22 protein-coding genes and 1 pseudogene are annotated in these 26,345 nt (G+C 66.6%); 11 read left to right on the plus strand and 12 right to left on the minus strand.

The window, feature by feature from the left end:
• Nucleotides 1-48 precede the first annotated feature (48 nt).
• The 4 genes and pseudogenes from MBENS4_RS01305 (at nucleotide 49) to MBENS4_RS01325 (ending at nucleotide 6,763) form a co-directional block, all read left to right on the plus strand.
• Entirely contained in the window at nucleotides 49-2,835 is a 2,787-nt protein-coding gene (locus MBENS4_RS01305) for a phosphoenolpyruvate carboxylase (RefSeq protein WP_039391505.1), read from the plus strand.
• Between the two features lie 428 nt (nucleotides 2,836-3,263).
• The gene (locus tag MBENS4_RS01315) at nucleotides 3,264-4,469 is read left to right on the plus strand and encodes a hydrolase (RefSeq protein WP_039388201.1); all 1,206 of its coding nucleotides are present in this window, start codon (nucleotides 3,264-3,266) and stop codon (nucleotides 4,467-4,469) included.
• A complete protein-coding gene (locus tag MBENS4_RS01320) occupies nucleotides 4,466-5,488 on the plus strand; it encodes an arginine N-succinyltransferase (RefSeq protein WP_039388202.1) in 1,023 nt (340 codons plus the stop codon). The genes MBENS4_RS01315 and MBENS4_RS01320 overlap by 4 nt, the downstream gene beginning before the upstream one ends.
• Nucleotides 5,489-5,501: 13 nt before the next feature.
• Nucleotides 5,502-6,763 (plus strand): annotated as a pseudogene (locus MBENS4_RS01325) (N-succinylarginine dihydrolase).
• A 50-nt stretch (nucleotides 6,764-6,813) separates the two neighbouring features.
• Here MBENS4_RS01325 and MBENS4_RS01330 read toward each other — a convergent pair.
• The 8 genes from MBENS4_RS01330 to MBENS4_RS01365 all read right to left on the minus strand — a co-directional run bounded on the left by MBENS4_RS01330 (nucleotide 6,814) and on the right by MBENS4_RS01365 (nucleotide 16,647).
• Nucleotides 6,814-9,033, minus strand: coding sequence for a transglycosylase domain-containing protein (locus tag MBENS4_RS01330; protein WP_039388204.1), 2,220 nt, complete (start codon nucleotides 9,031-9,033; stop codon nucleotides 6,814-6,816).
• A 294-nt stretch (nucleotides 9,034-9,327) separates the two neighbouring features.
• On the minus strand, nucleotides 9,328-9,735 hold the full coding sequence (msrB, locus tag MBENS4_RS01335; RefSeq protein WP_039388207.1) for a peptide-methionine (R)-S-oxide reductase MsrB: 408 nt from the start codon (nucleotides 9,733-9,735) through the stop codon (nucleotides 9,328-9,330).
• A gap of 60 nt (nucleotides 9,736-9,795) precedes the next feature.
• Nucleotides 9,796-10,671 (minus strand): dienelactone hydrolase family protein, encoded by an 876-nt coding sequence (locus MBENS4_RS01340; protein WP_039388209.1) that lies wholly within the window; start codon nucleotides 10,669-10,671, stop codon nucleotides 9,796-9,798.
• Between the two features lie 151 nt (nucleotides 10,672-10,822).
• Entirely contained in the window at nucleotides 10,823-11,677 is an 855-nt protein-coding gene (gene purU, locus MBENS4_RS01345) for a formyltetrahydrofolate deformylase (protein ID WP_039388211.1), read from the minus strand.
• On the minus strand, nucleotides 11,677-11,859 hold the full coding sequence (locus MBENS4_RS01350) for a hypothetical protein (protein WP_039388213.1): 183 nt from the start codon (nucleotides 11,857-11,859) through the stop codon (nucleotides 11,677-11,679). Before MBENS4_RS01350 ends, purU begins: the two co-directional genes overlap by 1 nt.
• A gap of 64 nt (nucleotides 11,860-11,923) precedes the next feature.
• Nucleotides 11,924-12,943, minus strand: a complete 1,020-nt coding sequence (locus MBENS4_RS01355; RefSeq protein WP_039391506.1) for an NAD(P)H-dependent flavin oxidoreductase — start codon at nucleotides 12,941-12,943, stop codon at nucleotides 11,924-11,926.
• Nucleotides 12,944-13,638: 695 nt separating this feature from the next.
• The gene (locus MBENS4_RS01360; protein WP_199904326.1) at nucleotides 13,639-16,026 is read right to left on the minus strand and encodes a glycoside hydrolase family 3 N-terminal domain-containing protein; all 2,388 of its coding nucleotides are present in this window, start codon (nucleotides 16,024-16,026) and stop codon (nucleotides 13,639-13,641) included.
• A 285-nt stretch (nucleotides 16,027-16,311) separates the two neighbouring features.
• On the minus strand, nucleotides 16,312-16,647 hold the full coding sequence (locus MBENS4_RS01365) for a GIY-YIG nuclease family protein (protein ID WP_199904327.1): 336 nt from the start codon (nucleotides 16,645-16,647) through the stop codon (nucleotides 16,312-16,314).
• Nucleotides 16,648-16,729: 82 nt separating this feature from the next.
• Here MBENS4_RS01365 and MBENS4_RS01370 point away from each other — a divergent pair, with 82 nt between their 5' ends.
• Entirely contained in the window at nucleotides 16,730-17,278 is a 549-nt protein-coding gene (locus MBENS4_RS01370) for a DUF2239 family protein (protein ID WP_039388215.1), read from the plus strand.
• A gap of 93 nt (nucleotides 17,279-17,371) precedes the next feature.
• Here MBENS4_RS01370 and MBENS4_RS01375 read toward each other — a convergent pair whose 3' ends face one another.
• Nucleotides 17,372-18,631, minus strand: coding sequence for an aspartate kinase (locus MBENS4_RS01375; protein ID WP_039388218.1), 1,260 nt, complete (start codon nucleotides 18,629-18,631; stop codon nucleotides 17,372-17,374).
• Between the two features lie 104 nt (nucleotides 18,632-18,735).
• Between MBENS4_RS01375 and ubiG the strand changes: the two genes are divergently transcribed.
• Nucleotides 18,736-19,521: a bifunctional 2-polyprenyl-6-hydroxyphenol methylase/3-demethylubiquinol 3-O-methyltransferase UbiG gene (gene ubiG, locus MBENS4_RS01380; RefSeq protein ID WP_039388220.1), complete on the plus strand. Its 786-nt coding sequence runs from the start codon at nucleotides 18,736-18,738 to the stop codon at nucleotides 19,519-19,521.
• Nucleotides 19,522-19,532: 11 nt separating this feature from the next.
• Nucleotides 19,533-20,741, plus strand: a complete 1,209-nt coding sequence (locus tag MBENS4_RS01385; protein ID WP_039388223.1) for a hypothetical protein — start codon at nucleotides 19,533-19,535, stop codon at nucleotides 20,739-20,741.
• A 158-nt stretch (nucleotides 20,742-20,899) separates the two neighbouring features.
• On the opposite strand, the gene MBENS4_RS01390 is transcribed toward MBENS4_RS01385, so the two are convergent.
• Nucleotides 20,900-21,247, minus strand: coding sequence for an ArsC family reductase (locus tag MBENS4_RS01390; RefSeq protein ID WP_039388225.1), 348 nt, complete (start codon nucleotides 21,245-21,247; stop codon nucleotides 20,900-20,902).
• Nucleotides 21,244-21,561 (minus strand): antibiotic biosynthesis monooxygenase family protein, encoded by a 318-nt coding sequence (locus tag MBENS4_RS01395; protein ID WP_039388227.1) that lies wholly within the window; start codon nucleotides 21,559-21,561, stop codon nucleotides 21,244-21,246. The genes MBENS4_RS01390 and MBENS4_RS01395 overlap by 4 nt, the downstream gene beginning before the upstream one ends.
• Before the next feature lie 83 nt (nucleotides 21,562-21,644).
• On the opposite strand from MBENS4_RS01395, the gene aroC reads away from it, so the two are divergent.
• The 3 genes from aroC (at nucleotide 21,645) to MBENS4_RS01410 (ending at nucleotide 23,764) form a co-directional block, all read left to right on the plus strand.
• The gene (aroC, locus tag MBENS4_RS01400) at nucleotides 21,645-22,757 is read left to right on the plus strand and encodes a chorismate synthase (protein ID WP_039388229.1); all 1,113 of its coding nucleotides are present in this window, start codon (nucleotides 21,645-21,647) and stop codon (nucleotides 22,755-22,757) included.
• A 25-nt stretch (nucleotides 22,758-22,782) separates the two neighbouring features.
• Nucleotides 22,783-23,247: a YaiI/YqxD family protein gene (locus MBENS4_RS01405; RefSeq protein WP_039391511.1), complete on the plus strand. Its 465-nt coding sequence runs from the start codon at nucleotides 22,783-22,785 to the stop codon at nucleotides 23,245-23,247.
• Nucleotides 23,248-23,347: 100 nt separating this feature from the next.
• Nucleotides 23,348-23,764, plus strand: a complete 417-nt coding sequence (locus MBENS4_RS01410; protein WP_052321923.1) for a hypothetical protein — start codon at nucleotides 23,348-23,350, stop codon at nucleotides 23,762-23,764.
• An 18-nt stretch (nucleotides 23,765-23,782) separates the two neighbouring features.
• Here MBENS4_RS01410 and acpA read toward each other — a convergent pair whose 3' ends face one another.
• Nucleotides 23,783-25,465 (minus strand): acid phosphatase, encoded by a 1,683-nt coding sequence (acpA, locus tag MBENS4_RS01415; RefSeq protein WP_039388230.1) that lies wholly within the window; start codon nucleotides 25,463-25,465, stop codon nucleotides 23,783-23,785.
• 269 nt (nucleotides 25,466-25,734) lie between these two features.
• On the opposite strand from acpA, the gene ahpC reads away from it, so the two are divergent.
• The gene (ahpC, locus tag MBENS4_RS01420) at nucleotides 25,735-26,298 is read left to right on the plus strand and encodes an alkyl hydroperoxide reductase subunit C (protein WP_039388232.1); all 564 of its coding nucleotides are present in this window, start codon (nucleotides 25,735-25,737) and stop codon (nucleotides 26,296-26,298) included.
• The last annotated feature ends 47 nt before the right edge of the window (nucleotides 26,299-26,345 follow it).

Consider the following 26,345-nt stretch of genomic DNA (forward strand, 5'->3'; position numbering starts at 1 on the left):
ACCCCTTTCCCTCCCCACCTGCCTGCAGTTCGCGAAGGAGACATGACGATGACCGGACCCGCCCTCACCACCGTCGAGGACCTCACCGCCCGCCTTCGTGAACTGCACAAGCTCACAGCGCAAACGCCGCTCTACAATCCCGTTTTCCAGCTCGGGCTCGAACTCTCGCGCAAGCTGGAAAACGGGGAGATGTCGCTCGACGACATCGAGGCGCTGGTCGCCGAGATGGAGTGCGAGGGCCTGCGCGCCCGCGCCGCCCGGCTTGACCGGATCCTGGGCACGCTCCCCCCCGAAGCGAACGACACCGCGCTCGACACGGCGGCGAGCGAGGACGATTTCACCGCCTTTGCCGCACGCTGGCAGCGCCCGGCCGGACATGTCGTCTTCACGGCGCACCCGACATTCCTGCTGACTGAGGCCCAGACCGAGGCCGTGGCCGGCTCCGCTTCGACCGGCGATTTCTCGCAGGCCAGCGTCTGCACGGCGGACGCCACCCGCGACACCATCAGTCTCGATTACGAACACGCCAAGGCCATGGCCGCCCTGGCCCGGGGCCAGAAGGCGCGCGACCGCATGGCCGGGCGCCTCTTTGATCTGGCCGCAACGCGCTGGCCCAAGCGCTGGAAGAGCCTTCAGCCCTGCCCCGTGCGCTTTGCCACCTGGGTCGGCTACGACATGGACGGGCGCACCGACATCTCGTGGAACACCTCGATCCGCTACCGCCTCCAGGAAAAGGCGATGCGGCTGGAAGGCTATGCGGCCAGCCTTGAGGCGCTCGAACCCGAGATCGCGGGGCGCCTGGCGCGCGCGGCCGCCCACACCTCCGAGATGGCCACCCTCTTTGCCCAGGATTTCTCCGATCCCGGCGCGCTGTCCAGGGCCGCCAACGCGCTCACCGCCGCGCATCCCGACAAGATCGTCAGCCTCGACGGCACCATCGTCGAACTGGAAGAAGAAGCGCGCCACGCCGGGCAGGAGACCGCGCGCGACCTGCTGGTTGTCGCCGCCGCGATGCGCGCCGATGGCCTGGGCATGGGCGGCATCCACTTCCGCGTGAACGCCTCGCAGCTCCAGAACGCGATCCGCCGCCGCATCGACCCGGACGGCAAGCTCTCCCTCTCCAGCCAGGCCGCGCTCATGCGCATGCGCGAGCTGCTGGCCGAGGTGAAGCCGGTGAAGTCCAACTTCGCGGCGCTCGCCATCGAGAACAGCACCGCCGTGCGCCAGTTCCTCGCCATGGCGCAGATCCTGGCCCACATCGATGCCGATTCCCCGATCCGCATGCTGGTCGCCGAATGCGAGCAGCCCACCACCGTCCTTGCCGCGCTCTATTTCGCGCGCAAGTTCGGGATCGAGGACATGGTCGATGTCTCCCCCCTGTTCGAGACCGAGACCGCGCTCGAACACGGGGGCCGCTTCCTCGACGCCGTCCTCGCCGAACCGGCCTTCCGCGACTATGCGCGCCTGCGCGGCCGGGTCTGCATCCAGACCGGCTTTTCCGACGCGGGCCGCTTCGTCGGGCAGATCCCCGCCGCGCTGGCCATCGAGCGCCTGCAGGGGCGCCTGGCCGAAGCCATGGCGGCCAACGCCATGACCGATGTTGCCGCGCTCATCTTCAACACCGGCGGCGAATCGATGGGCCGAGGCTGCCACCCCTCCAGCGTCGATGACCGTTTCGACTGGCAGATGTCGCCCTGGGCCCGCCGCCGCTTCCTGCGCGCCGGGATCAAGCTGGAACCCGAAGTCTCCTTCCAGGGCGGCGATGGCTACTTGTGGTTTGGCTCAGACGAGCTCGCGCTCGCAACGCTCACCCGCATGGCCGAACGGCCGCTTTGGGGCGCGGACCCCGAAGCGCAGACCGACGTCTTCTACCGGAGGACCGACCTCAGCCTCGACTTCTACCGCAACATCCGCAGCGTTCAGCACGCGCACCTGGAATCGAGCACCTATTCCCGCGCGATCACCGCCTTTGGCCTGGGCATGCTGAACGACACCGGCAGCCGCAAGTCGCGCCGCCAGTCCGACCTCGCCTCGGACCGCACGATGAACCTGCGCCAGATCCGCGCGATCCCGCACAACGCGATCCTCCAGCAGCTGGGCTATCCGGTCAACGTGATCGCGGGCGTAGGCACCGCGGCGGATGGCAACGTCGAGGAGATCGCCGAGCTGCTCAAGGACAGCGCGCGCGGACGCCAGATCATGCGCCTTGTGCGCGCGGCCGATTCCATCGCCTCGATCAAGACGGTGGGCGCCTACGGCGAGCTGTTCAACTCCGCCTACTGGGCCAGCCGTCCGTACCGGGGCGATGAGCAGTACATCACCGATGCCTGCCTCAAGATCGGCGAGTACCTCACCAAGGACGACCGCACCGGCGTCTTTCGCCGCCTCGCCTCGCGCCTGCGGGTGGACGCGATGAAGCTGCACAAGCTGATGGACCTTGTCCCCGACGAGCAGCCCCTCCCCGACCGCGAGCACACCCGCCGCTCGCTGGGCGTGCTCCAGGCCCTGCGCATCGCGCTGATGAAGCACATGTTCCTGCGCGCGGTCATGGTCCCGGCCTTCAGCCGTGCCAACGACATCAGCCGTGACGACGTGCTGGAGATGGTCTTTACCCTGCGCACCGAAGATGCCCTTACCCAGCTACGCCGCGCCTTCCCGATCCACTTCCCTTCGATCCAGGACTTCGAGATCGACGAGCCCAGCGAATACCCCGATGGCAGCGCGGCAGGCTATGGCCAGATCCACGAGGACTACATCCAGCCAATCGAGCGCAGCCACGCACTGGGCCTTCGCATCACCACGGCCATCGCCAACGAGTTCGGCGCGCACGGGTGAGCAATCTAAGGCACACGTTTGCCCTGTTCCGACACCTGGGCTGGAAGCGGTCGATCGTCCTTGTGGCCGCAACAGTTGCCGTGATCGCTGCCTACGCTGGCCTTGCGACGTGGCTCTCGGCACAGATCGGTTGGCGAGAGGCCTATGGCTTTTCCTGCCATCACAAGTGTCTGATCCAGGATCTCTGGTACAGCTTCCGGCTCCTTCGCCATCACGGCCCCTACGAGGTAGCTCTTTTCGTTGTTCTCTGGGCGATAGTCGCCATCCCCGCGCTCTATATGGGATTTGTACTTATCCAGCGTCGCTATCGGGCGTGGCGAACTCGCATCCGCCCACTGGAACACTGAGCCGGAACCCCGCGCTTGCCCTCCCGTTATAATTATGTTTCGTACTCGAAAAATGATCAAACAGGGAAAGGACCGCGCCGGATGACCGGACTGACCCACGAGGAACAGGCGCTGATCGCGCCCATCGAACGCACGCCGATCGAGGCGCGCACGCTCGACTGGGCGGGCGTGAACAGCGGCACCGCCAACCTGGACGGGCTCGCCAGCATGGCGCGCAAGCTTGGCGATGCCTTCGCGCAGCTGCCGGGCGAGATCTCGCTGGTCGAACCGACCGAGGTCGAGAAGGTGGACAGCGAAGGCAGGCCGCAGGCCCAGCCCCACGGGCGCCACCTCGTCCTCTCGGTCCGCCCCGAAGCGGCACGGCGCGTGATCCTGACCGGCCACATGGACACGGTCTATGCCCGGGAGCACCCCTTCCAGACCTGCGACTGGCTGGATAGCGACACCCTGCACGGCCCCGGCACGGCGGACATGAAGGGCGGCCTTGCGCTCATGCTCGAAGGGCTCCTGGCTTACGAGAAGGCGCAGCCGACGCTGGGCTACGATGTGATGATCAACGCCGACGAGGAGACAGGCTCGCTGTCCTCGAACGCCCTCATTGCCCGGCTTGCGAAGGACAAGCTCTTTGCCCTTACCTACGAGCCCGCGCTTCCCGATGGCTCGATGGCCCGCGCACGGCCTGGCTCGGGGAATTACGCGGTGGTGATCCACGGCCGCTCGGCCCATGCAGGGCGCAATCCGGAGGACGGGCGCAACGCCATCCTGGCCGCCAGCGACCTTGCCCTGCGCTTGGCTGCGGGACGGCGCGACGGCTTGTCGGTGAACCCCGCCCGGATCGAGGGCGGCGGCCCCAACAACACCGTGCCGGACCTCGCCATCCTCCACTTCAACCTGCGCCCGCGCACGCCCGAACTGGCCGAAGCCGCCGAAGCGCTGGTCGAGGCCGCGATTGCCGATGTCACCCGCCTTCACGAAGTCGCGATCCACGTCCACGGCGGCGTCTCACGCCCGCCCAAGCCGATCTCGAACCGGACTGATGCGCTTTACGGTGTCGTCTCTAAAGCCGCTTCGGACCTTGGCCAGCCGATGAGCTGGAAGGACACAGGCGGGGTGTGCGATGGCAACAACATCGCCGCCACCGGCGTACCTGTCCTCGACACGATGGGGGTTCTGGGCGGCGCGATCCATTCCCCCGATGAGTTCATGCTCGCCTCCTCGCTCGCCCCGCGCGCGCAGCTGACCGCGCTTGTTCTTCACCGCATTGACCGCAAAGGCCTGCCTGCATGACCTTCCTTCTGCGTCCCGCCCGCGAAAAGGACCTCGAAGCGCTCTACCGCATGGCCAAGTCGACGGGCGGTGGCTTCACCAACCTCCCGCCGGACCGCCCCACCCTGCGCACCAAACTGGTGACGGCGGCCGCCTCCTTCGCCCGCACCGAAGAGACTCTGGGCGATGATCTCTTCCTCTTCATCCTGGAAAACACCGAGACCGGACGCATTGCCGGGACCTGCCAGATCTTCTCGCAGGTGGGCATCAAGTACCCCTTCTACTCCTACCGCATCGGACGCATCACCCAGCACTCCAAGGAGCTGGACCGCACCTTCCGCGCCGAGATGCTGACGCTGTGCACCGACCTTGACGGGTCGAGCGAGGTGGGCGGGCTGTTTCTCGATGCGGGCGAACGCGCGAGCGGAGTGGGCAAGCTGCTCGCGCGCAGCCGCTATCTGTTCATGCGCGGCCACCGCGCACGCTTTGCCGACCGCACCCTGGCGGAACTGCGCGGCGCCATCGACGATGCCGGCAACTCCCCCTTCTGGGACGGGCTGGCCGGGCGTTTCTTCGACATGTCCTTTCGCGACGCGGACGAGTTCAACGCGCGCCACGGCCACCAGTTCATTGCCGATCTCATGCCCAAGCACCCGATCTATACCGCGCTCCTCTCCGAGGCCGCGCGGCAGGTCATGGGCCAGCCGCACTTTTCGGGCCGCCCGGCCAAACGCATGCTGGAAAGCGAGGGCTTCGCCTTCCAGAACTACGTCGACATCTTCGACGGCGGCCCCTCGATGATGGCCGAGACCGACCGCATCCGCACCATCCAGGACGCCCAGGACGTGCGCATCGCCAGCCTGTCGGTTGCCAGCGAGGATCCGCCCAGCCACATCGTCTCGTGCGGCAAGCTCGCCGATTTCCGGGCCTGCCTTGCGCAAGTCGACGAGGCTGGCAGCGGCGCGATCACGCTTGACGCGGAAAGCGCCGCACTCCTGCAGGTCGCCCCCGGCGACACCGTCACCATCGCGCCCGTCTGAGGACCCGCCCACCATGATCACCGAAATCAACTTCGACGGCATCGTCGGCCCCAGCCACAACTACGCCGGCCTTAGCTCGGCAATCTCGCCTCGGCGAAGAACACCGGCAAGATCGCGCGCCCGCGCGAGGCCGCGCTCCAGGGCCTTGCCAAGATGCGCGCAAACCTTGAGCGCGGCTTGCGGCAGGGCCTGTTCCTGCCCCAGCGCCGCCCCGACGAGGGCTGGCTGAAGCAGCTGGGCACGACCATCGAAGAGGCCAGTCCCGCGCTGCGCGCCAACGCGCTTTCCGCTTCCTCGATGTGGGCCGCAAACGCGGGCACGGTCAGCCCGGCTTCGGATTGCGCCGATGGCCGGTGCCACATCACGGTCGCCAATCTGGTCACCATGCCCCACCGCAGCCACGAGTGGCGCGAGACGCTGGCCCAGCTTCTCCTCGCCTTTTCGGACGAAGAGGCCTTCGCCGTCCACGCGCCAGTCCCCGCGCCGTTCGGCGACGAGGGCGCGGCGAACCACATGCGCCTGTGCGCGCGCCATGACGCGCCGGGCATCGAGGTCTTCGTCTACGGCGAGACCGGCGGCCCCTTCCCCGCGCGCCAGCACCGCGAAGCGAGCGAGGCTATCGCGCGGCGACATGGACTTGATCCCGCCCGCACCGTCTTCGCGCTCCAGTCGCCCGAGGCCATCGCGGGGGGGGCCTTCCACAACGACGTCGTCGCAGTCGCCAACGAGCGCGTGCTTTTCACGCACGAGCAGGCCTTCGCCGACAAGGACGCGCTTTATTCCGAGCTACGTGCCAAGCTGCCCGAAATCGAGATTGTCGAAGTGCCTGCCCACGCGGTCAGCCTTGCCGATGCGATCACGTCCTACCTGTTCAACGCCCAGCTGGTGACACTCCCTTCGGGCGAAGCCGCGCTGGTGCTGCCCGGCGAAGCGCGCGAGACACCCGCAGTCTGGAACTGGCTGGAGGAGCATGTCGCGGGCAACGGTCCGATCCGCCAGCTCTTCCTCCACGACCTGCGCGAATCCATGGCGAACGGCGGCGGTCCCGCCTGCCTGCGCCTTCGCGTAGTCGCCGATCCGGCTGACGTGGACGCACGCTTTCTTGCCACGCCCGAGAAGCTCGACGCCATCGCCGCCGTGGTCGAAGCCCACTGGCCCGAGACAATCGCGCCCGAGGACCTCGCGACCCCCCAGCTCTGGGCCCAGTGCATCACCGCGCGTGCGGCCCTATGCGCCGCGCTCGACCTTCCCGAACTCGACCGGGACAGCTTCTGAACGGCAACGGGGGCAGACCCTGTCCGGTCCGCCCCCGCTCCTGAACATCGCTAGTAAGGTACCTGCCCCGGCGCTGCGGGCGCCGGAGGCGGAGGTGTGCGCATAGGGCGCGGACTGCCCTGCCCGCGTGTCACGTTGACGGGGGGAGGCCCATTTGGCTGACGGCCGGTCGCGCGGTTGAGAAAATCATCAGTCGCCGCGGCGGGGCCCTGCGGAGCGGGCGCCGGGGCATAGGCCGGAGCCGGCCCTGGCCCATAGGCCGGATCGCCAACCCCCGAACCATCCTCGTAAAGCGGTTCATCGCCGTTCGCGCCCGGGCCTCGCGTGTCGGGGTAGACGACGTTGCCGTACTCATCGACGTAGTAATACTCATCCGGGTCGCCCTGGAGGTACTCGTCGTCGGGTTCCAGCTGCCATTCGGGAAGCTTGAGCTCGGTCTCGAACTGCTCGACCGGACGGCCCTTCACCGCGACGGCCATGTAGTCATGGAAGGCGCGCGCAGGCGCGTGTCCGCCCGAAAGGCCCGCCACGCGCTTGGCATCGTCGCGGCCCATCCACACACCCGTCGTGATCCCGCTCGAGAAGCCGAGGAACCAACCGTCCTTGTTGGAAGACGTCGTGCCCGTCTTGCCCGCGACCGGACGCCCGATCTGCGCCGCACGGCCGGTGCCCGTGGCCACCGTGGTCTGCAGCAGGTCGGTGATGCCCGCCGCCACGTATGGCGGGACCAGCATCTTGCCCTGGACCGACTTGTGCTCATAGAGGACTTCGCCCGAGGTCGTCGTGACCTTGCGGATACCGAAGGGTTCAACCGACGTGCCCCCGGCCGAAACTGCGGCAAAGGCCTGCGTCATGTCGATCACGCGCACTTCCGAAGTCCCCAGCACCATCGAGGGATTGGTGGAGACCGGCGTGGAAATGCCAAAGCGGCGCGCCATGCTGGCGACCGTCCCGAAGCCCACTTCCGAGCCCAGCTTGGCCGCAATGGTGTTCTTCGAATACGCAAAGGCGGTGCGCACGTCGATCTCGCCCGAGTATTTGCGGTTGGCGTTCTGCGGGCTCCAGCCATCGATCGTCACGGCTTCGTCGACCACCTTGTCATCGGGCGTGTAGCCCGCTTCCAGCGCGGCCATGTAGACGAACAGCTTCCAGGCCGAACCGGGCTGGCGCACCGCGCTCGTCGCACGGTTGTAGTTCGAGGTGACGTAGTCGGTGCCGCCCACCATCGCGAGCACGCCGCCATCGCGGTCCAGGCTGACGAGCGCCCCCTGCGCGCCCTCAGGCGCGTTGGCATCGACCGCCTTGGTTGCCGCCTCCTGCATCTTGGGGTCCAGCGTGGTCCACACCTCGATAGGCTCGCTGGTTTCGGGCAGCAGCATGTCGAGCTGGGGCAGCGCCCAGTCGGTGAAGTAGCGGACCGAGTTCTGCCCGGCATCGACCGCCATCTCGATCTCGGAAAGGTCGATCGAATTGGCCTCGGCCTGCGAAATCGCGCCGGTTTCCGCCATGAGGCCGAGCACGACCTTGCCGCGCCCGATCGAGGCTTCGACGTCCGCGGTCGGCGAATAGTGGGACGGGGCCTTCACCAGGCCTGCGATGATCGCCGCCTCGCCGGTCGAAAGCTCGGTCGCGGGATGGCCGAAGAACTTGCGGCTGGCCGCGTCGATGCCATAGGCACCGCCGCCGAAATAGACCTTGTTGAGGTAGAGCTCGAGGATCTGGTCCTTGCTGAACTTGCGCTCCATGGCGAGCGCCAGAATCATCTCGCGCCCCTTGCGCCCGAAGGTGCGGGCGTTGTTGAGGAAGATGTTGCGCGCCAGCTGCTGGGTGATCGTGGAAGCGCCTTCGCGGAAGTGCCCGCGCTCCACACGCACCTTGAAGATGCGTGCCAGCGCCACCGGATCAACGCCGATGTGATCGCGGAAACGCCGGTCCTCGGTGGAGACGATGGCGTCCTTCATCACCTTGGGAATCTGGTCGTAACTCAGCCACTTGCCGTAGCTGGGGCCCAGCGAGACCAGTTCGGAGCCATCGTTCGCCCGCACGACGATCATCTGCCCGTTCTGGCTGCTCTTGAGCGAGGTCATCCCGGGCAGTTCGCGCATGGTGAAGAACACGGCTGTGCCGAGGAAGATCGCGCCGAGTAGCGCCAGCGCCGTGCCCCAGATGAGCACGCCGCGCACGATGCGGCGCGCCAGCGGCGGCTTGGACGGCGACTTCTTGCGGGGGGACGCGCCGGATGCGGAGCCCCGGCCGGGTTTCTTGGCCATCGGAGTAGTGGAATTCCCTCTTGCGGACGACGATTGTCCGTTCGACGCCCTACACCTTGCAGATGGAATTGTAACCTGCCGTTAACAGCGCCCTTCGAGCGTGTTCAGCGCTTCATCGAGAGGCCGGTGCACCGCAGAAGCAAAGGACAGGATTCAAGAGGTCATCACCCCTTGACCCCAAGATCGGCAATCTCACCGTTTTTACCCACCGTGGCGCGTGTAAGGTGGGGTCGACAGTTCGGGGAGCCCGAGGGCGATGGCCCTCGGAACCCCTTCTTTCTTCCTTGAGGCTGACTACTCGCCGTCCTCCGGCTCGAAATCCAGCGAGGCGCTGTTGATGCAATACCGCAGGCCCGTCGGGCCCGGGCCATCGGGAAAGACGTGGCCCAGGTGTCCCTCGCAGCGCGAGCACAGCACTTCCACGCGCACCATTCCGTGCGACATGTCGCGCCGCGTCTCGACCGCATCTTCCTCGACCGGGGCAGTATAGGCGGGCCAGCCGCAGCCCGAGTTGTACTTGGCCTCGTTGGTGAAGAGCGGTGCGCCGCACCCGGCGCAGAAGTAGGTGCCGTCCGCATAGTTCTTGTCGTACTTGCCGGTAAAGGCGCGTTCGGTTCCGGCCTCGCGCAGCACATGGTACTGCTCGGGCGTGAGCTTCTCGCGCCATTCGGCTTCGGTCATGGCAAGCTTGTCGTCGGTCATCGGCTTCTCCGCTGTCTCAGGCACGCGATATGGGCATCGCCGCGCAAATGCCAAGCGGCCTCACAAAGTGCCGAACAGCACCATCATCCGCTTCCACGCGCGGTCGGCCTCATCAGGGTCCCAGGCCGGAGAATCCGGCACGCACCAGCCGTGATCGGCGTCGTAGACCTCGATCTCCGCCTCGCGGCCTGCGCGCGCTGCGGCTTCGCGCAGCTTCGTCTTCTGCTCGGGCTGGCGCGCATCGTCGTTGCGCGCGATCGCGAAAAGATAGGATGCCTTGGTTTCGTCCAGCAGCGCGTCAGGACTGTCGGGCTCTCCCGTGACAAGGCCGGCCCCGTGGAAGGAGGCGGCCGCCCCCACCCGCTCGGGCGCGGCAATGGCCGTGCGCACGGTGAAGGGGCCGCCCATGCAATAGCCGTTCGAGCCGATCTTGCGGGAGGTATCAACCTCTTCGCGCGCGTCGAGGAACGCGACGAAAGCTACGCCGTCACGGGTCACCGCTTCGGGGCTCAAGGCCTCGCGCATGGGGGCGATCTTCGCCTTGCCCTCCTCGCTACGCCAGTCGGAAAAACTGGTCAGCACCGGCGCGGGACTGGAGCGGTAGTACTGGTTGACGACAAGAACCGCGTAGCCCTCGGCGGCCAGCGCGCGCGCCATGATCTTCTTCGCATCGCGCAGGCCCGCGATGTCCGGCCACATCACGATGCCGGGATGCCGCCCGGTCGAGGGGTGGACAAAGAAGGCATCGCACACGCCGTCCTCGGTGGTGATCGAGACCATCCGCTCGCGCAGGTCCGAGCCTTCTTCGCCGGCACTGCCGGTCTTGCCCGCGCAGCCGACCAGAGCCGCTCCTGCGCCCAGCGCGGCGAACTGGCGGCGGTTGAGCCCACCAGAGCGGCGCACCGCATCATCGGCCTCGGTGAATTCGTCGCACATGGAACCTCGTCTCCCTCGCTTGGCGCTCGCGCCAGACTATCGGGCAGGCAACGCGCTGGCGAGGCCCACAGTTGCCCTCATCGTGCAAAAAGGCCCGCCCCCTGCCGATCAGCGCGGGGCGGGCCATTCACGAAACGCAGTTTTCGGGCCATCAGCCCTTGAAGACGACCGTGCGGCCACCGTTCAGAAGAACGCGCTCCTCAAGGTGCAGGCGCACCGCCTCGGCGAGCACGCGGCGTTCGATGTCGCGCCCCTTGCGCACCATGTCCTCGGGCGTCGCGGCGTGGGTCACGGCCTCTACGTCCTGATGGATGATCGGACCTTCATCGAGGTCCGCAGTGACGTAGTGCGCGGTCGCGCCGATCATCTTCACGCCACGCGCGTGGGCCTGGTGATAGGGCTTGGCACCCTTGAAGCCGGGCAGGAACGAGTGGTGGATGTTGATGCAGCGGCCCGAGAGATAGCGGGTCATGTCGTCCGAGAGGACCTGCATGTAGCGGGCCAGCACGACCAGCTCGGCACGGGTTTCCTCGACCAGCGCGCGCAGCTTGGCTTCCTGCTCGGGCTTGGTCTCCTTGGTGATCGGGAGATGGTGGAAGGGGATGCCGTCGAGCAGGTGCGTCGTCACCGCCTCGCGCGGGTGGTTCGAGACCACGCCCACGATATCCATGTTGATCTCGCCAATGCGCTGGCGATAGAGCAGATCGGCCAGGCAGTGGTCGAACTTGCTGACCATGAGCAGGACGCGGCGCGCACGGTCGCGGCGCTGCATCGTCCAGGCCATGCCGTATTCCAGCGCGATGGGCCCGAAGCCCTCGCGGATCTCTTCACGGTCGGTCGTGCCCGGATCAAAGGCCACGCGCATGAAGAACTTGTTTTCGAGCAGGTCATCGAACTGCTGCGCCTCGACGATGTTGCACCCGCACTGCGCGAGATAGCCGGTCACGCGCGCGACGATACCAGGCCTGTCCGCACACGACAGCGCGAGAATGAGGGGCTGCGACACTATGTTTCTTTCCTCGTCTTGAGCGTGTTCCAGGAGCCGACCGAACCGGGGGGATGGCAAGTTGCGGCACGCATCTGGCGCGCGCCCTTGCCCGCATCGAACGGCAACATGAATTCCTGTCTGTTCAGAATGCGATAGGCCGCCCCGGATGTCGAGCCCAGGACGGCCTTGATCACCTGCAAAAATGTGACTTCCCGAGGCCTGCCCGGCAGGTGCCTGGCACAGCTAAGGGCAGAAGTCGGGCGTTCAGGCCGCCGAACGCTTGGTCAGCGCGGCCTCGCTCTCGACAAGGAGCGCCGCGATGATCTCGGCCACCGGCTCCTCGGCCTTGACCATGCCGACCGACTGGCCCGCCATGACCGAGCCGCCTTCGACATCGCCGTCAATGACCGCGCGGCGAAGGGCGCCGGCCCAGAAATGTTCGATCGCGAGCTGGGCCTCGCCCATGTCGAGCTCGCCCGCATCGAGCTTCTTGGCGACCTCGATCTGCTTGGCGGTGAACGCCTCGGTGCCCTTGTTGCGCAGCGCGCGAACCGGGATCACCGGCAGGCGCGGGTCGACCTGGACCGAGGCAATGGCATCGCGCGCCGAGGCACGGAAGAACATCTTCTTGAAATCGGGGTGCGCGATGGATTCGCTGGCGCAGGCAAAGCGCGTGCCCAGCTGCACGCCCGCTGCGCCCATTTCGAGGTAGCCCGCCATGGCCTCGCCGCGGCCGATACCGCCGGCCACGAAGACGATGTTGTCCTCGGCCAGCGTCGGCAGGATTTCCTGCGCCAGAACGGAGGTGGAAACCGGGCCGATGTGGCCGCCCGCCTCGTTGCCCTCGATCACCAGCGCGTCGGCGCCCGAGCGCAGCAGCTTCTTGCCAAGGGCCAGCGTCGGGGCAAAGCAGATCACCTTGGCACCGGCCTCCTTGATCGCCTCGACGCTGCCCTTGGGCGGAATGCCACCGGCCAGCACGACATGGCCCACACCGTGCTGCGCGCAGATCGCGATCAGCTCGAAGAGCTGGGGGTGCATGGTGATGAGATTCACGCCGAAAGGCTTTTGTGTCAGCGTCTTCGTGGCCGCAATCTCGGCATCGAGCAGTTCGGGGGTCATCGCCCCGCAGGCGATCACACCAAAGCCGCCGGCATTGCTGATCGCGGCAACCAGGTTGCGCTCGGACACCCACGACATGGCGCCGCACAGGATCGCCGTCTCGGTCCCGAGGAATTCGCGCCCCCGAGCCATCAGGGCGAGTGTCTTGTCGTGTGCGGTCATCGAAGGTCCTTTGCGCGTGAAGCCGAACGAAGCGCCATAAGGGCACGAATCGTCCCCGACAAGACGCGAAGCGGGAACCAAATCGGATCACCTCCGTTATGAACTGACGTTCATTTTACAAAGGCTGCTGCATGTTCCTATCTAAGACCGAAGGGCTGACCTCAGCCGCCCCATTTCGGAAAGTCATGCAGATCCCATCAGATTACCAGCTCAGTGGCGAAACCTTCGAGGACGTCCTCGACCTTGAGGCCGCCGTTCGGCTTGCCGCCAGCACGACCAACATGGGCGTCCGCCCCGACGTTATCGATATCCACGATGCCTGGATAAAGTTGCAACCGCGCCTGCCGCAGGCGGCCTCTCAGAACTTGAACCCAGCATCGCGCGCATGCTCGACGCCTTCAACGATCGCAACACCGGCGCGATGCAGCGCGAGCAGGAACATATTGCCGCGCGGCTTGCCGAACTGCGGCGCGTCGCGGCCTGATCGCGGGCCCGGCCAGATGCCGGGCACACCCTCGCACAAGCATTTCCCGACGGCCTGGCCTGTCGGGAATAAAGCGCGACCAGGGGGCAATCCCCCCGCCCCCTGGCCGCGTCGCGATCCGCCTGGCACGAAGGCCTCACCCCCATGAGACCATGCCCGGCGGACGTTCCACCCGGTCCACGAGGGACCGGGGTCGCGTAACTCGACGCCCTTACGGCGTAACCGTGAACTCCCCTGCCAGATCGGCCTTGGAGCTGCCACCTGCCCATACGTCGAAGACACTGGCATCCTGGATCCAGTCCTTGGTGACCGAACTCCAATAGCGCAGATCGTCCGCCGTCAGCGTGAAGGTGACGCGCTGCGTTTCGCCCGGCTGGAGCGCAATGCGGCGGAACTTCTTGAGCTGGCGTTCCGGGCGCGAAGACGTGCCAGAACGCTGGTGGATGTAGAGCTGGGCCACCTCGTCCGCGGCGCGCGAACCGGTGTTGGTAAGATCGAAGGACACCTCGACCGGCTCGCCCTTGGCCACGGCGTCCTTCGCCACGGTGAGGTTGCCGTATTCGAAGGTCGTGTAGCTCAGGCCATAGCCGAACTCGTAGAGGGGCGCGTTGCTCGCCTGGTCCCAGTAGCGCGTGTCCGCGCCCCAGGGAGCGTGCGAGATCATGCGATCATAGCTGAAAGGCGCCTGCGAGCCGTCGCGGACCCAGCTGATCGGCAGCTTGCCGCCCGGCACAGCGTCGCCGGTGAGGAGGTTGGCGATGGCGGGGCCGCCCTCGGAGCCCGGATACCACGCTTCCAGCACGGCATCGGGCTTGGCGCCCTGCAGGTTGATCGGACGTGCGTTCATCAGGACGACGACGACCGGCTTGCCCGTCGCGATGACCTCTTCCAGCAAGCGCTGCTGCTGGCCGGGAAGTTCGAAGGAGGCACGCGAGGCGGCTTCCCCTGCCATGTTCTGCGCCTCGCCCAGGACCAGGACGGCAACGTCTGCGGCCTTGGTCGCGGCCACCGCGCGGTCGAACTCCGCGGCCGTCTTAGCCTCGTCGGCCTCTGCGAATTCGGGCAGATCGACCGGCGGGTTGATGTCATCGAAGAAGGAGCGGTTGATGCGCTTGGGGATCGCCACACCCGGTGCATAGGTCACCTTGACCGTATCGCCCAGCTTGGCCTTGAGCCCCTCCAGAACGCTGACGCCGGTCGGCTTGGGGCCGGGAAACACCCAGGGACCAAGCTGGTCGTGCGGCGCATTCGCGAAGGGGCCGATCAGCGCAATCGACTGGGTCTTGCTGGTGTCGAGCGGAAGCACGCCCTTGCCGTTTTCCAGGAGGACCGCGGCGCGCTCGGCGGCCATGCGCGCGATGTCGCGGTGCTCGGCCTTGGCGGCCACGGACTTGGCCTTCGCAGGATCCGCGTAAGGCTGTTCGAACAGGCCGAGCCGGATCTTGGCTTCGAGAAGGCGCAGCACGGCCGTGTCGAGCGTCTTTGCATCGAGCGTGCCGTCCTTCAGCGACTGCGCGAGCGAGAGCATCGGGCTGGTCCTGGACGGCATCTCCATCGACAGGTCGAGACCTGAACGGATCGCGCGGACCGCGGCCTCTTCCGGGTTCGCCGCAGCGCCCTGACGCACCAGCGAGGAGACGTTGTTGGCATCGGAGACGACAAAGCCGTCAAAGCCCCATTCCTTGCGCAGGACTTCGTTCAGCAGCCACGAACTGGTCGTCGCAGGGACGCCGTTGAGCTGCATGTAGGCCGCCATGATGTTGCCCGCGCCTGCATCGATGGCCGCCTTGAAGGGCGGGAGGTAGACGTTGCGCAGCTCGTTGTCGGAGAGGTTGACCTCGTCGTAGTCACGTCCGCCAAGCGACGCGCCGTAACCGGCAAAGTGCTTGGGACCGGCCAGGATGCGCCCCGGGGTGCCGATCTTCTCGCCCTGAAAGCCGCGCACCTGTGCGGCCGCCATCGCCGCGCCCAGCACCGGGTCTTCGCCCGCGCCCTCGACGATACGGCCCCAGCGCGCATCGCGCGCGATGTCGACCATCGGCGCGAAGGTCCAGTTGACGCCCGCCGCGCGCGCCTCTGCCGCCGCGACCGCCTGGCCCTTCTCGGCGACAGACGGGTCCCAGGACGCGGCCATTGCGAGGGGCACCGGCATGATCGTGTGGAAGCCATGGATCACGTCGAAGCCGAACAGCAGGGGAATACCCAGGCGCGTCTTCTCGACTGCGATCTTCTGCAGGCGGTTGATCTCGACCGGATCGGTCATCAGCAGGAGCGAGCCCACCTCGCCGCGCGCCACGGCGTCTTCCACGCTGATTGCGCTCGTCATCGCTTCGGACGAGGTTGCCGACGCTTCGCCAAGATAGAAGTACTGGACCAGCTGGCCGGCCTTTTCCTCGGGCGTCATCTGCGCCAGCAGGGCCTTTGCCCGCGCGGTGACCGCCGCATCCTCGGAGCTTGCCGCCGCGCGCGCCTCGGCCCGGTTCGCCATGCCGCCCACGACCAGAGCGCCCGCCGGAACCAGGCAGGTCGCCATCAGGAGAAGACGCCCGAGCACGCGGCGCGTCGGCGTGCGGCGTGCGGTGGGGAGGTTGGCTTTCAAATCATGTACTCCAGATAGGCTCTGCGAACGGGGCGCGGGCCAGGACGCCTCGCAGGCGGCCGGCGCAATGTTCTCGCACGGGTGAGCGGCCTCGCCCTGCCCCGATTCCGTCACTACGCTGCGCCCCGTTCTATTATTGCGCGTGAGACTAGGTTGCACGGGCAGGCACGATACATTCTCAAGCCCGACACTATCCGCGTAGCGGTAAATCAACACGAAAAAAAGCGCCTATGACGCCCGCTGTGTCGCAATATACGCACGAAAGCAGGGCGCACGAGTGCGCCCTCAGATGCGCGTCGCGCCCAGCCTCTCACGCCAGTGCAGATGACGCTCCTTGAGCACGCGCGGAACAGCAAGGCCAAGCTCCTCCCCGTCCAGCTCTTCCAGTTCTTCCCAGGCAAGGCCGCCCCCACCCGCCGCGTTCCACGCCGCCTGCAGACTGCGGTGCGGGCTTGTCCCCTGGCGGAGCGTAAAAAGGACCCGGTTGGCAATCGTGTCGAGATCGCTCGCCGCCCCCACCCACACCTCTCCATCGCTGGCGCGCAGCGCGTAGACACCCGGGCGCGCAACCTTGCCGCGGTAATCGGCCTTCAGGCTCTTGCGGTGTTCCTTGTTCATCATGGCTTGAGTCTCCCTTCGCGGCGAACCATTTTCACCCGGATATATTGACCGAGACCCCAGATCAATTTACCCGGGCAAAATCATGAACCCATTGCCCGCCGATACCTGCACCGCCTTTCGCGAGGGCACGCGCCTGACCACAGGCACCCGCGCCCAGCTTGTTCGTGAGCTTCGTGCCGACCCAACCGGGGTCCTGGTGTTCGAGGACGCCAGCGGCCGGGTGGTCGATCTCGACTGGCGGGATACCGCGCAGCCTGCCCCGGAGGAGCCGCAACCACCCCGCAGACGCGGCCGGCCACGCCTGGGTGTCACCGCCCGCGAAGTTACGCTGCTGCCGCGCCACTGGGACTGGCTCGCGCGCCAGCCGGGCGGCGCTTCGCAGGCGCTACGCCGGCTTGTCGATGAGGCGCGGCGGGCCGATGGCGGACGCACGGCCCAGCGCACCGCGCAGGAGCGCTGCTACCGCGCGATGTCGGCTCTTGCGGGGGACTATCCAGGGTTCGAGGACGCGGCGCGCCAGCTCTTTGCGGGCGACATGGCCGCCTTTGGCGAGGCCGTGGCGGACTGGCCGGCGGACGTGCGCACCTATCTCGTCACACTGGCCCGGGTCCGCGAGGACGATCTCGCCTGACGCCCACACGCAAACGGCCCGGAAAACTCCTTCATGGAGCCTTCCGAGCCGCTTGCAATGCGATGTCGCTCCGGCCGCAGCCGGGGCCTGGGATCAACCCTTGGCGTCGAGCCCATAGGCGGAGTGCAGCACGCGCACAGCCAGTTCGGTCTCGTCGGCGTCGATCAGCACCGAGACCTTGATCTCGCTGGTGGTGATCGCCTGGATGTTGATGCCGCGATCCGCCAGCGTCTTGAACATGGTCGCCGCAACGCCCGCATGGCTGCGCATGCCCACGCCCACGACCGAGATCTTGGCGACGCTGTCGTTCGAGATCAGGCGGTAGAAGCCGATCTGCTCCTTGCGCTCTTCGAGCATGGCCAGCGTACGTGCAAGATCGGCCATCGGCGCGGTGAAGGTGACGTCGGTCTCGCCCTTTTCCTTCGCCACGTTCTGGATGATCATGTCGACGTTGATGTTCGCCTCGGCAAGCGGGGTGAAGATCGAGGCCACCGCGCCCGGACGGTCGGGCACGCGGGTAAGGGTAACCTTCGCCTCGTTCTTGTCGGCGGCGATACCGGTGATCAGCTGGCGTTCCATGTCGCTTTCTTCCAATTCTTCATCGCTGACAATCATCGTGCCGGGCAGGTCGTCCGCCGGGGGGGCGTTCTCGTCGATGAACGAGGAGAGCACCTGCACGCGCACGTTTTCCTTCATGGCGAGCGAGACCGAGCGGGTCTGCAGCACCTTCGAGCCGACAGAGGCGAGTTCGAGCATTTCCTCGTAGGTCACGAGCGGCAGCTTGCGGGCCTTGGCGACGATGCGCGGGTCGGTGGTGTAGACCCCGTCAACGTCGGTGTAGATATCGCAGCGGTCCGCGCCGATGGCCGCGGCAACCGCGACCGCCGAGGTGTCCGAACCGCCGCGGCCGAGCGTGGTCACGCGCCCGTCAGGCGAAACGCCCTGGAAGCCCGGGAACACGGCGATCTCACCCGAGGCCATCGAGGCGAGCACGCCTTCAGGGTCGATTTCCTCGATGCGGGCCTTGGCGTGGGCGTCGTCGGTCTTGATCGGCGCCTGCCAGCCCAGCCACGAACGCGCCTTGCAGCCCATCGACTGCAGCGTCAGCGCGAGGAGACCCGAGGTCACCTGCTCACCCGAGGAGACGACCACGTCGTACTCGGCCGGGTCATAGAGCGCATTGGCTTCGCGGCAGAAGTTCACCAGCCGGTCGGTCTCGCCCGCCATGGCAGAGACAACCACGGCCACTTCGTGCCCGGCTTCCTGCTGGCGTTTGACAATACCCGCCACGCGCCGGATTCGCTCGGTGCCGGCCATGGAGGTGCCGCCGAATTTCATCACGATACGGGCCAAGGTGTCAGTGCTCCCGTCTAAAAAGGGGATTGCGCGACGGTTTGCGAAAATTTCAATCGACGCGCAATATGGATAAGGTTCGGGCGCGCTGTTAGGGGGGTCTTATGAACAATGCAACTCCCCGTGCGCCCGAGCAGGCGAATCCGGCTGCGCCCACTCCGGCAACGATCCGCCCCGAGGAAGCCGCCCACTTCGGCGCGATGGCCGCGGAATGGTGGGATCCCAAGGGATCCTCAGCCATGTTGCACAAGCTCAATCCGGTGCGCCTTGGCTTCATTCGCAAGGCGATCGATGCGCATTTCGGAGGCGATTCGCGCGCGCTCAAGCCTCTGGCCGGACGCCGCGTGCTCGACGCCGGATGCGGAGCGGGCCTGCTGTGCGAACCGCTCGCGCGCCTGGGCGGCGAGGTTACCGGCGTCGACGCCGCGCCCGAGAATATCGCGGCCGCCAGTGCCCACGCCGAGGCTTCGGGCCTGGCCATCGACTACCGCTGCGGTGAGCTCTCCAGCCTGGGCCTTGCCGGCTACGACCTTGTCTGCTCGCTCGAGGTGATCGAGCATGTCGCCGACAAGGCCGCGTTCCTGAAAGGTCTTGCCGCCACGCTTGCCGAGGACGGCCTGATGATCCTCTCGGCCCCCAACCGCAGCGCACTCTCGCGCCTGCTACTGGTCGAGGGCGCCGAGCGGCTCGGCATGGTCCCGCGCGGCACGCACGACTGGTCGGCCTTCCCCACCTTCGAGGAACTGACCGAGCTTGCCACACAGGCGGGCCTGGCACTGGGTGAGCCCACCGGGATCTCCTGGTCACCGACGCGCGGGCTCCACCTCTCCGAGGATCTTTCGCTCAACTTCATCGTGACCGCGCGCCGCGCGGGTGCGTCCGAGGACTGAACCCGGCACCCATGGGCCAGCTTGGCATTGAGATCGCCCTCGCGCTTGCGGGGCTCGGCACCGCTGCGCTGCTCGCCTGGCCGCGTTTGTCGCGCGCCCGGCTGTGGCGCGCCGGGATCACGCCGCTGGCCTCCATCATCGGCAGCGGGTTCCTCATCCTCGGGCCGATCCTGACCGACAGCTTTGGCACCTGGGGCATCGCGGCGATGGCCCTGTTGTGCCTCGCGGGCTACCTCTTCGGCGCGGCGATCCGCACCAACATCGCCCGTCTGGACGAGGGCGCGCACGAGACCCCGCTCTCGACCGGGCTGGAGCGCATCTCCAGCTGGGCGCTCGCCTTCGCCTACGTGATCTCGGTTGCCTACTATCTCAACCTCTTCGGCGCCTTTGCCGCGCGCATTTTCGGCGCGCCTTCCGACACGCTCGCGCGGCTCATCACCACGGGGGCCTATGCGCTGATCCTTCTGGCGGGCCTCACCAAGGGTTTTTCCCTCCTCGAAAGGCTCGAGCAGCTTACTGTCTCGGTCAAGCTCATCATCATCGCCGCCCTCATCGGCGCGTTGTGCGTCCACGCCGGGATCGAGTGGGAGACCGGCACGGTCACGCGCAGCGGCATGACACTCGCGCCCTGGCCCGCCCTGCAGCTGATGTTCGGCCTGATCGTTACCGTGCAGGGCTTCGAGACCTCGCGCTACCTGGGAGATCACTATACCGCCACAGAGCGCCAGCGCTCCATGAAGCTGGCCCAGGCAATCGCCAGCGCCATCTACATGGCCTACGTCGTGCTCCTGGCCATGAGCTTTCGCAGTGGCAGCTTTGAACTCAGCGAAACCGCGATCATCGACATGATGCGCACCGTTTCAGCCATTCTGGGACCGCTGCTGATCCTCGCCGCCTTGAGCGCCCAGTTCAGCGCCGCGGTGGCCGACACCAACGGCTCGGGCGGGCTCGTCGCCGAACTCACGCACCAGCGCTTTGGCATGAAGCCCACCTATGTCCTGCTGATCGCTTCGGGGCTTGCCCTCACCTGGCTGGCCGATGTCTTCGAGATCGTCAGCTTCGCCAGCCGCGCCTTTGCGCTCTACTACGCGATCCAGTCCGCGCTTGCGGCGATCCGCTCGCGCACGGCGGGCGCCGGGCCTGTACGCATTGGCGGATTCGGTGCGTTGACCGTGCTCGGCCTGGCCGCTGCGCTGTTCGGGACTTCGGTCGAGGGTTGAAAAAGAAGTAGATTTTCAAGGGGCCATCGCCCCTTGACCCCACAATCGGCAACCTCACCTTTCTCGAACACCGCGGCGCGACACAGGTGAGCCCGACAGTTTGGGGAGCCCGAGGGCGATAGCCCTCGGACCTGCGCCTTTCGACTGTTAAACTTCATTCACTTCAGAACCGCTTCCCACTGCATCTGGTTGAAGCCGACCAAGATACCCTTGGCGTGCTCGACGACCGGGCGCTTGATGGTGCTGGTGTGCTCGGCCATGATCCGCACCGCCTTGGCCGCATCGATATCGGCCTTGTCCTCGTCCGACAGCTTGCGGAAGGTGGTTCCGCGCGTGTTGAGGACCGTCTCGACGCCTTCGGCCTCGACCCAGGCGGCCAGCTTCTGCGGATCGGCCCCTTCCTTCTTGTAGTCGTGGAAGGTGTACTCGATGTCCCGCGCCTCAAGCCACTTGCGGGCCTTCTTCACGGTGTCGCAGTTGGGAATGCCGTAGACTTCAAGGCTCACGAGGGGGCCTCCTTGTTCTCGAATTCATGGGTTCGCGGCGAATCGCACGCGAAGAGGGTATAGCTCTGATAGTAACGATGGCGTCCCTCGCCCTGCACCCGCGCATGTTCGGCCTGACGCCCCCAGGCACGTGCGGCCGCTTCGTCTCCCCATTCGGAGAGAGCCACGACCTCGCCATCCTCGGAGGTATAGCTCTTGAAGGCAAGTAAGCCGGGCTGGCGGCGCGCCAGATCCTCCATCGCGGCGGCATCGCGCGCGTAAGCCACGCTATCGATATCCGCGCGTTTGCGGTTGCGGAAGACGACAAGAAACATCGCGGCCCGAGATGGGGCCCGCAACAATCGTATGCAAGCGCTAATACTGGACAAACGATGCGTTGCGCGACAAAGCGCCCGCTATGTCCGTAAACACGTTTGGCCGCCTGTTCCGATTCACCACCTGGGGCGAAAGCCACGGGCCCGCCATCGGCGCCGTCGTTGACGGGTGCCCCCCGGGCCTCGCCCTGGACGAGAGCGTGGTGCAGCCTTTCCTCGACGCGCGCCGTCCGGGGACGAGCAAGTTCACCACGCAGCGCAAGGAGCCCGACGCGGTCCGCATCCTTTCGGGCGTGTTCGAGGCACCCGACGGCGTGCAGCGCACCACCGGCACCCCGATCAGCCTGATGATCGAGAACGTCGACCAGCGCTCGAAGGACTATTCGGACGTCGCGCGTGCCTATCGCCCGGGCCACGCGGACTATGCCTATGACGCCAAGTACGGCTTTCGCGACTATCGGGGCGGCGGACGTTCCTCGGCGCGCGAGACCGCCAGCCGCGTCGCCGCCGGCGCGGTCGCCCGCCTCGTCATCCCCGAAGTCACCATCGTTGCCTATGTCTCGGAGATTGGCGGCGACCTTATCGATCCGGCGAACTTTGATCTGGAAGAGATCGGCAACAACCCCTTCTTCTGCCCGGACCCGGCCGCAGCCAAGCGCTGGGAAGCCATCGTCGACGATGCCCGCAAGAGCGGATCGTCGGTTGGCGCGGTGGTCGAATGCTACGCCAGCGGCGTGCCTGCAGGCTGGGGCGCCCCACTCTACGGCAAGCTCGACGCCGACCTTGCCGCCGCCATGATGGGCATCAACGCGGTCAAGGGCGTGGAAATCGGCGATGGCTTTGCCGCCGCGCGTCTGACCGGGGAAGGCAACGCCGACCCGATGCGCCCCAACACCGAGACCGGCCCCGACGGCGCGCCCGAGTTCCTGGCGAACCACGCGGGCGGCATTGCGGGCGGTATCTCGACCGGCCAGCCGGTGACCTGCCGCGTCGCATTCAAGCCGACCAGCTCGATCCTCACCCCCCAGCCCACCGTCACCCGCCCCAACGAAAAGGGCGAGCGCGAGGCGACTGAACTCTTCACCAAGGGCCGCCACGATCCTTGCGTGGGCATTCGCGGCGTCCCCGTGGTCGAGGCGATGATGGCGCTGGTGCTGGCCGACCACAAGCTGCTCCAGCGCGGGCAGTGCGGCTAAGGCGGCCTCGCTCGGTTTGACCTCCCTGCGCATCCTGATCGACGCCGATGCTTGCCCGGTAAAGGAGGAGACCTACAAGGTTTCCGCCCGCTACAAGGTGCCGGTCGTCGCCGTCTCCAACCAGATCATCCGCATTCCGCAAAGCGCCCTCGTCACGCGCCAGATCGTGAGCGATGCCTTCGATGCCGCGGATGACTGGATCGCCGAGAACTGCGGCAAGGGCTCGGTCGTCATCACTGCCGACATCCTGCTGGCGGACCGTTGCCTGAAGGCGGGTGCCGAGGTGCTGGCGCCCAATGGCAAGCCCTTCACCACGGCCTCCATCGGCGGTGCCATCGCGACCCGCGCGATCATGGCCGACCTTCGTGCCGGGGGCGATCAGATCGGCGGCCCTGCGCCTTTCTCCAAACAGGACCGCTCGCGCTTTCTTTCCGCGCTCGACCAGGTGCTGACCCGCCTCGTTCGCGCGGCACAGAGCGGTCAACTCTAGGGAATACAAGCTGAATATCGCACGCCCCTGATCCGGTTCCGCTGGTGTAGCGCGCCCATCCTGCTAGACACGGCGCTAACAGCAACTGAGGGGTTCGCACATGGGGCATACGTCCGACAGCCTGATCCGGGTCGGCCTGGCACTTATTCTTCTGATCGTCGTGCTCGTCGGCGGAGGCCTCGGATCGTGCGCCGCCTACAATGGCCTGCGCGTCTGGAACGCCCAGGTTGCGGGCGAAGCCCAACTGGCGCAGGCAACGCAGAACCGCCGTATCGCCGTGCTCGAAGCGCAGGCCGCACTCGACAGCGCCAAGCTGAAAGCCGCCGCCGAAGTCGAGCGCGCAAAGGGTCTCGCCGAAGCGAACCGCATCGTTGCGGACAGCCTGGGCGGCCCCGAAGGCTACCTGCGCTATCTCTACATCCAGAACCTCGAGCAGTCCCAGGGGCAGATCATCTACGTGCCGACCGAAGGCGGCCTGCCGATCCTGGAGGCCGGGCGGCTCAATCCTTCCAACTGATCCGCCCGCCCGGTGGGATCAGCCGAAGCGCAGCGCGCCTGTCAGGTCACCCGGCGGCGGGCCACCAGCCGCGATCATCGCCTGCTCCCGCTCGACAAGCCCCGGCAGCTTGCGCAGGCCAAAGCGACGGGTGAGGAAGCGCGCGATCGAGCCGGTGTCATAGATCGTGTGGTCAACCTCGCCCTTCTTCGCATGGGGTGAGACGATCAGCGCGGGGATGCGCGTGCCCGGCCCCCAGCGGTCACCCTTGGGCGGCGCGACGTGGTCCCACCAGCCGCCGTTCTCATCGAAGGTGATGACAACCAGCATCCTCTCCCACTGCGGCGAGGCTTTCAGCGCCTCGACGATCCCGGCGATGTGGCGGTCGCCCGCATCGACGTCGGAATAACCCGCGTGCATGTTGAGATTGCCCTGGGGCTTGTAGAACGCGACGCTGGGCAGCGTGCCCGCCTTGGCATCGGCCAGGAAGCGGTTGGTCCGCGCCGTCTCCCCCGTACCGCCGTCGCGCAGGTGGACCTCGCGGGCCTCGGTACCCGGCGCGAACTGGGTGTAGTAATTCAGCGGCTGATGGTGCGGCTGGAAGTTCGGGCGCGAGGGGAAGTCGGCCGAATTGAGGCGCCCATCCAGCGCCTGCGCCCAGCCGCCCGCGTACCAGGCCCAGTCCACGCCCTTCTCGGAAAGCACGTCGCCAATGGTGTCATGGCTTTGCGGGACGAGCGTGTGGCTGCTCTGCGCGTTGGCGTAGCCAGGGCGATCGGGGTCCAGTTCATAGGTCGGTGCGAAAGGCGGCAGCATCGTGTTGACCGCGTAGAAATCGGGCGAGAGGCTGTTGGGCACAAAGCGCACCGGCCCGTCCATCGCGCTCTTCGGTGATTGCCCGGTCTGTTTGGGGACGATGCCCTTGGGGTCCTCCCCTTCCAGCTGCGTGATGCGCCCTTTGGCCGGGCTCGCATCGGCGTCCGGATAGAACGGCGGGCGCGCGGCGATCAGGTACTGGTGGTTGAGGAACGAGCCCCCGAAGGCGCCCATGAAGAAGTTGTCGCACAGCGTGAAATCGCGCGCGATCTGCCACAGCCGCAGGTTCGCCGCGTTGTCGCCATAGTACCCCATGGGCAGCGCGCCCGCATCGCCCCAGGCGACGAAGCCATCGTTGCGCCCGCCGTTGATCTGGAGCTGGTTGTTGTAGAAGGCGTGGACCAGATCGCGCGTCACCACGCCGTGGGGCAGCGGGTCGCCCTCGGGCGTTGCAAGCACGAACGGCGCGTTCGCCAGCGGCGGCAGATCCTCAGGGCCAATGGCGATCGACTGGTGCTCCACCACCTGCTCGTGGGGGACCATGCCCTCCCAGATCGGGGGCAGGGTTTCGAGGACCGAGCCGTCGCGGTCGCGCTGGCGCGCACGCTCGGGCGAGACCTCGGACAGCGGCTGCTCCAGCCCCGGAAAATCGCCGAAGAGATTGTTGAAGCTGCGGTTCTCCGCGTAGATCACCACGACCGTATCGATATGCGCGGCAAGCTCGGCATCGCTGGGCGGCAGGGACGCCCCGCTCTTCTGCGCCGAGGCGCGCGCTGCGGCGTCGTCAGGTGCCAGCCCGCCAAGCGCGGCGGCACCGGCCGCCGTGGCCATGCCGGTCAGGATGCGGCGGCGGTCAGGATTGGCGGGTGCGCCGGAGCGCGGCTCATCGCGGTGATTGTCTGCCATGGCGAGGTACTTAGCCGCGCGCACGCCCAAGCTCAACGCGGCAATGACACGCGCCGTCGCATAGTGCGTGGCCCACCCACCACGCTCTTGCCCCGCTCAGGCCAACACAAACCGCAGACCTCCGCCGATAATCGACTAATTCGCTAAATCGATCACTCGGTAATCGCGTAAATCGATCAACCCAATCGGATCATCCCGCTACAAAATGTCACCTGGTCCGCCTATCTCAGCCTCGTCAGTTCAACACACCCAAGCGAGGGAGATTTCTCATGGGTATCATCGGCAGCAAGATCCAGCCGTTCACCAACACCGCGTTCCAGCAGGGCAAGGACTTCTTCGACGTTTCCGAAGGCGACATTGCCGGCAAGTGGGCCGTGTTCTTCTTCTACCCCGCCGACTTCACCTTCGTCTGCCCGACCGAGCTCGAAGACCTCGGCGACCAGTACGAGACCCTGCAGGGCATGGGCGTGGAAGTGTTCGGCGTTTCGACCGACACGCACTTCAGCCACAAGGCCTGGCACGACACCTCGGAGAAGATCGGCAAGCTCAAGTTCGCCTTCCTCGGCGACCAGAACCACGAGCTGTCGAACAAGTTCGGCGTCCTGCGTGAAGCCGGCCTTGCCGACCGCGCCACCTTCGTCGTCGATCCCGATGGTGTCATCCAGATCATGGAAATCACCTGCGAAGGCGTCGGCCGTAACGCCGTCGAACTCGTCCGCAAGATCAAGGCGGCGCAGTACGTGCGCAACAACCCCGGCCAGGTCTGCCCGGCCAAGTGGGAAGAAGGTTCGGAAACCCTCGCTCCCTCGCTCGACCTCGTCGGCAAGATCTAAGCCCGACGCGACAACGTATCGCCGGGCGGCCTGAGCGCCGCCCGCGA

It is taken from the genome of Novosphingobium sp. MBES04, from assembly GCF_000813185.1.
Classification (GTDB): domain Bacteria; phylum Pseudomonadota; class Alphaproteobacteria; order Sphingomonadales; family Sphingomonadaceae; genus Novosphingobium; species Novosphingobium decolorationis.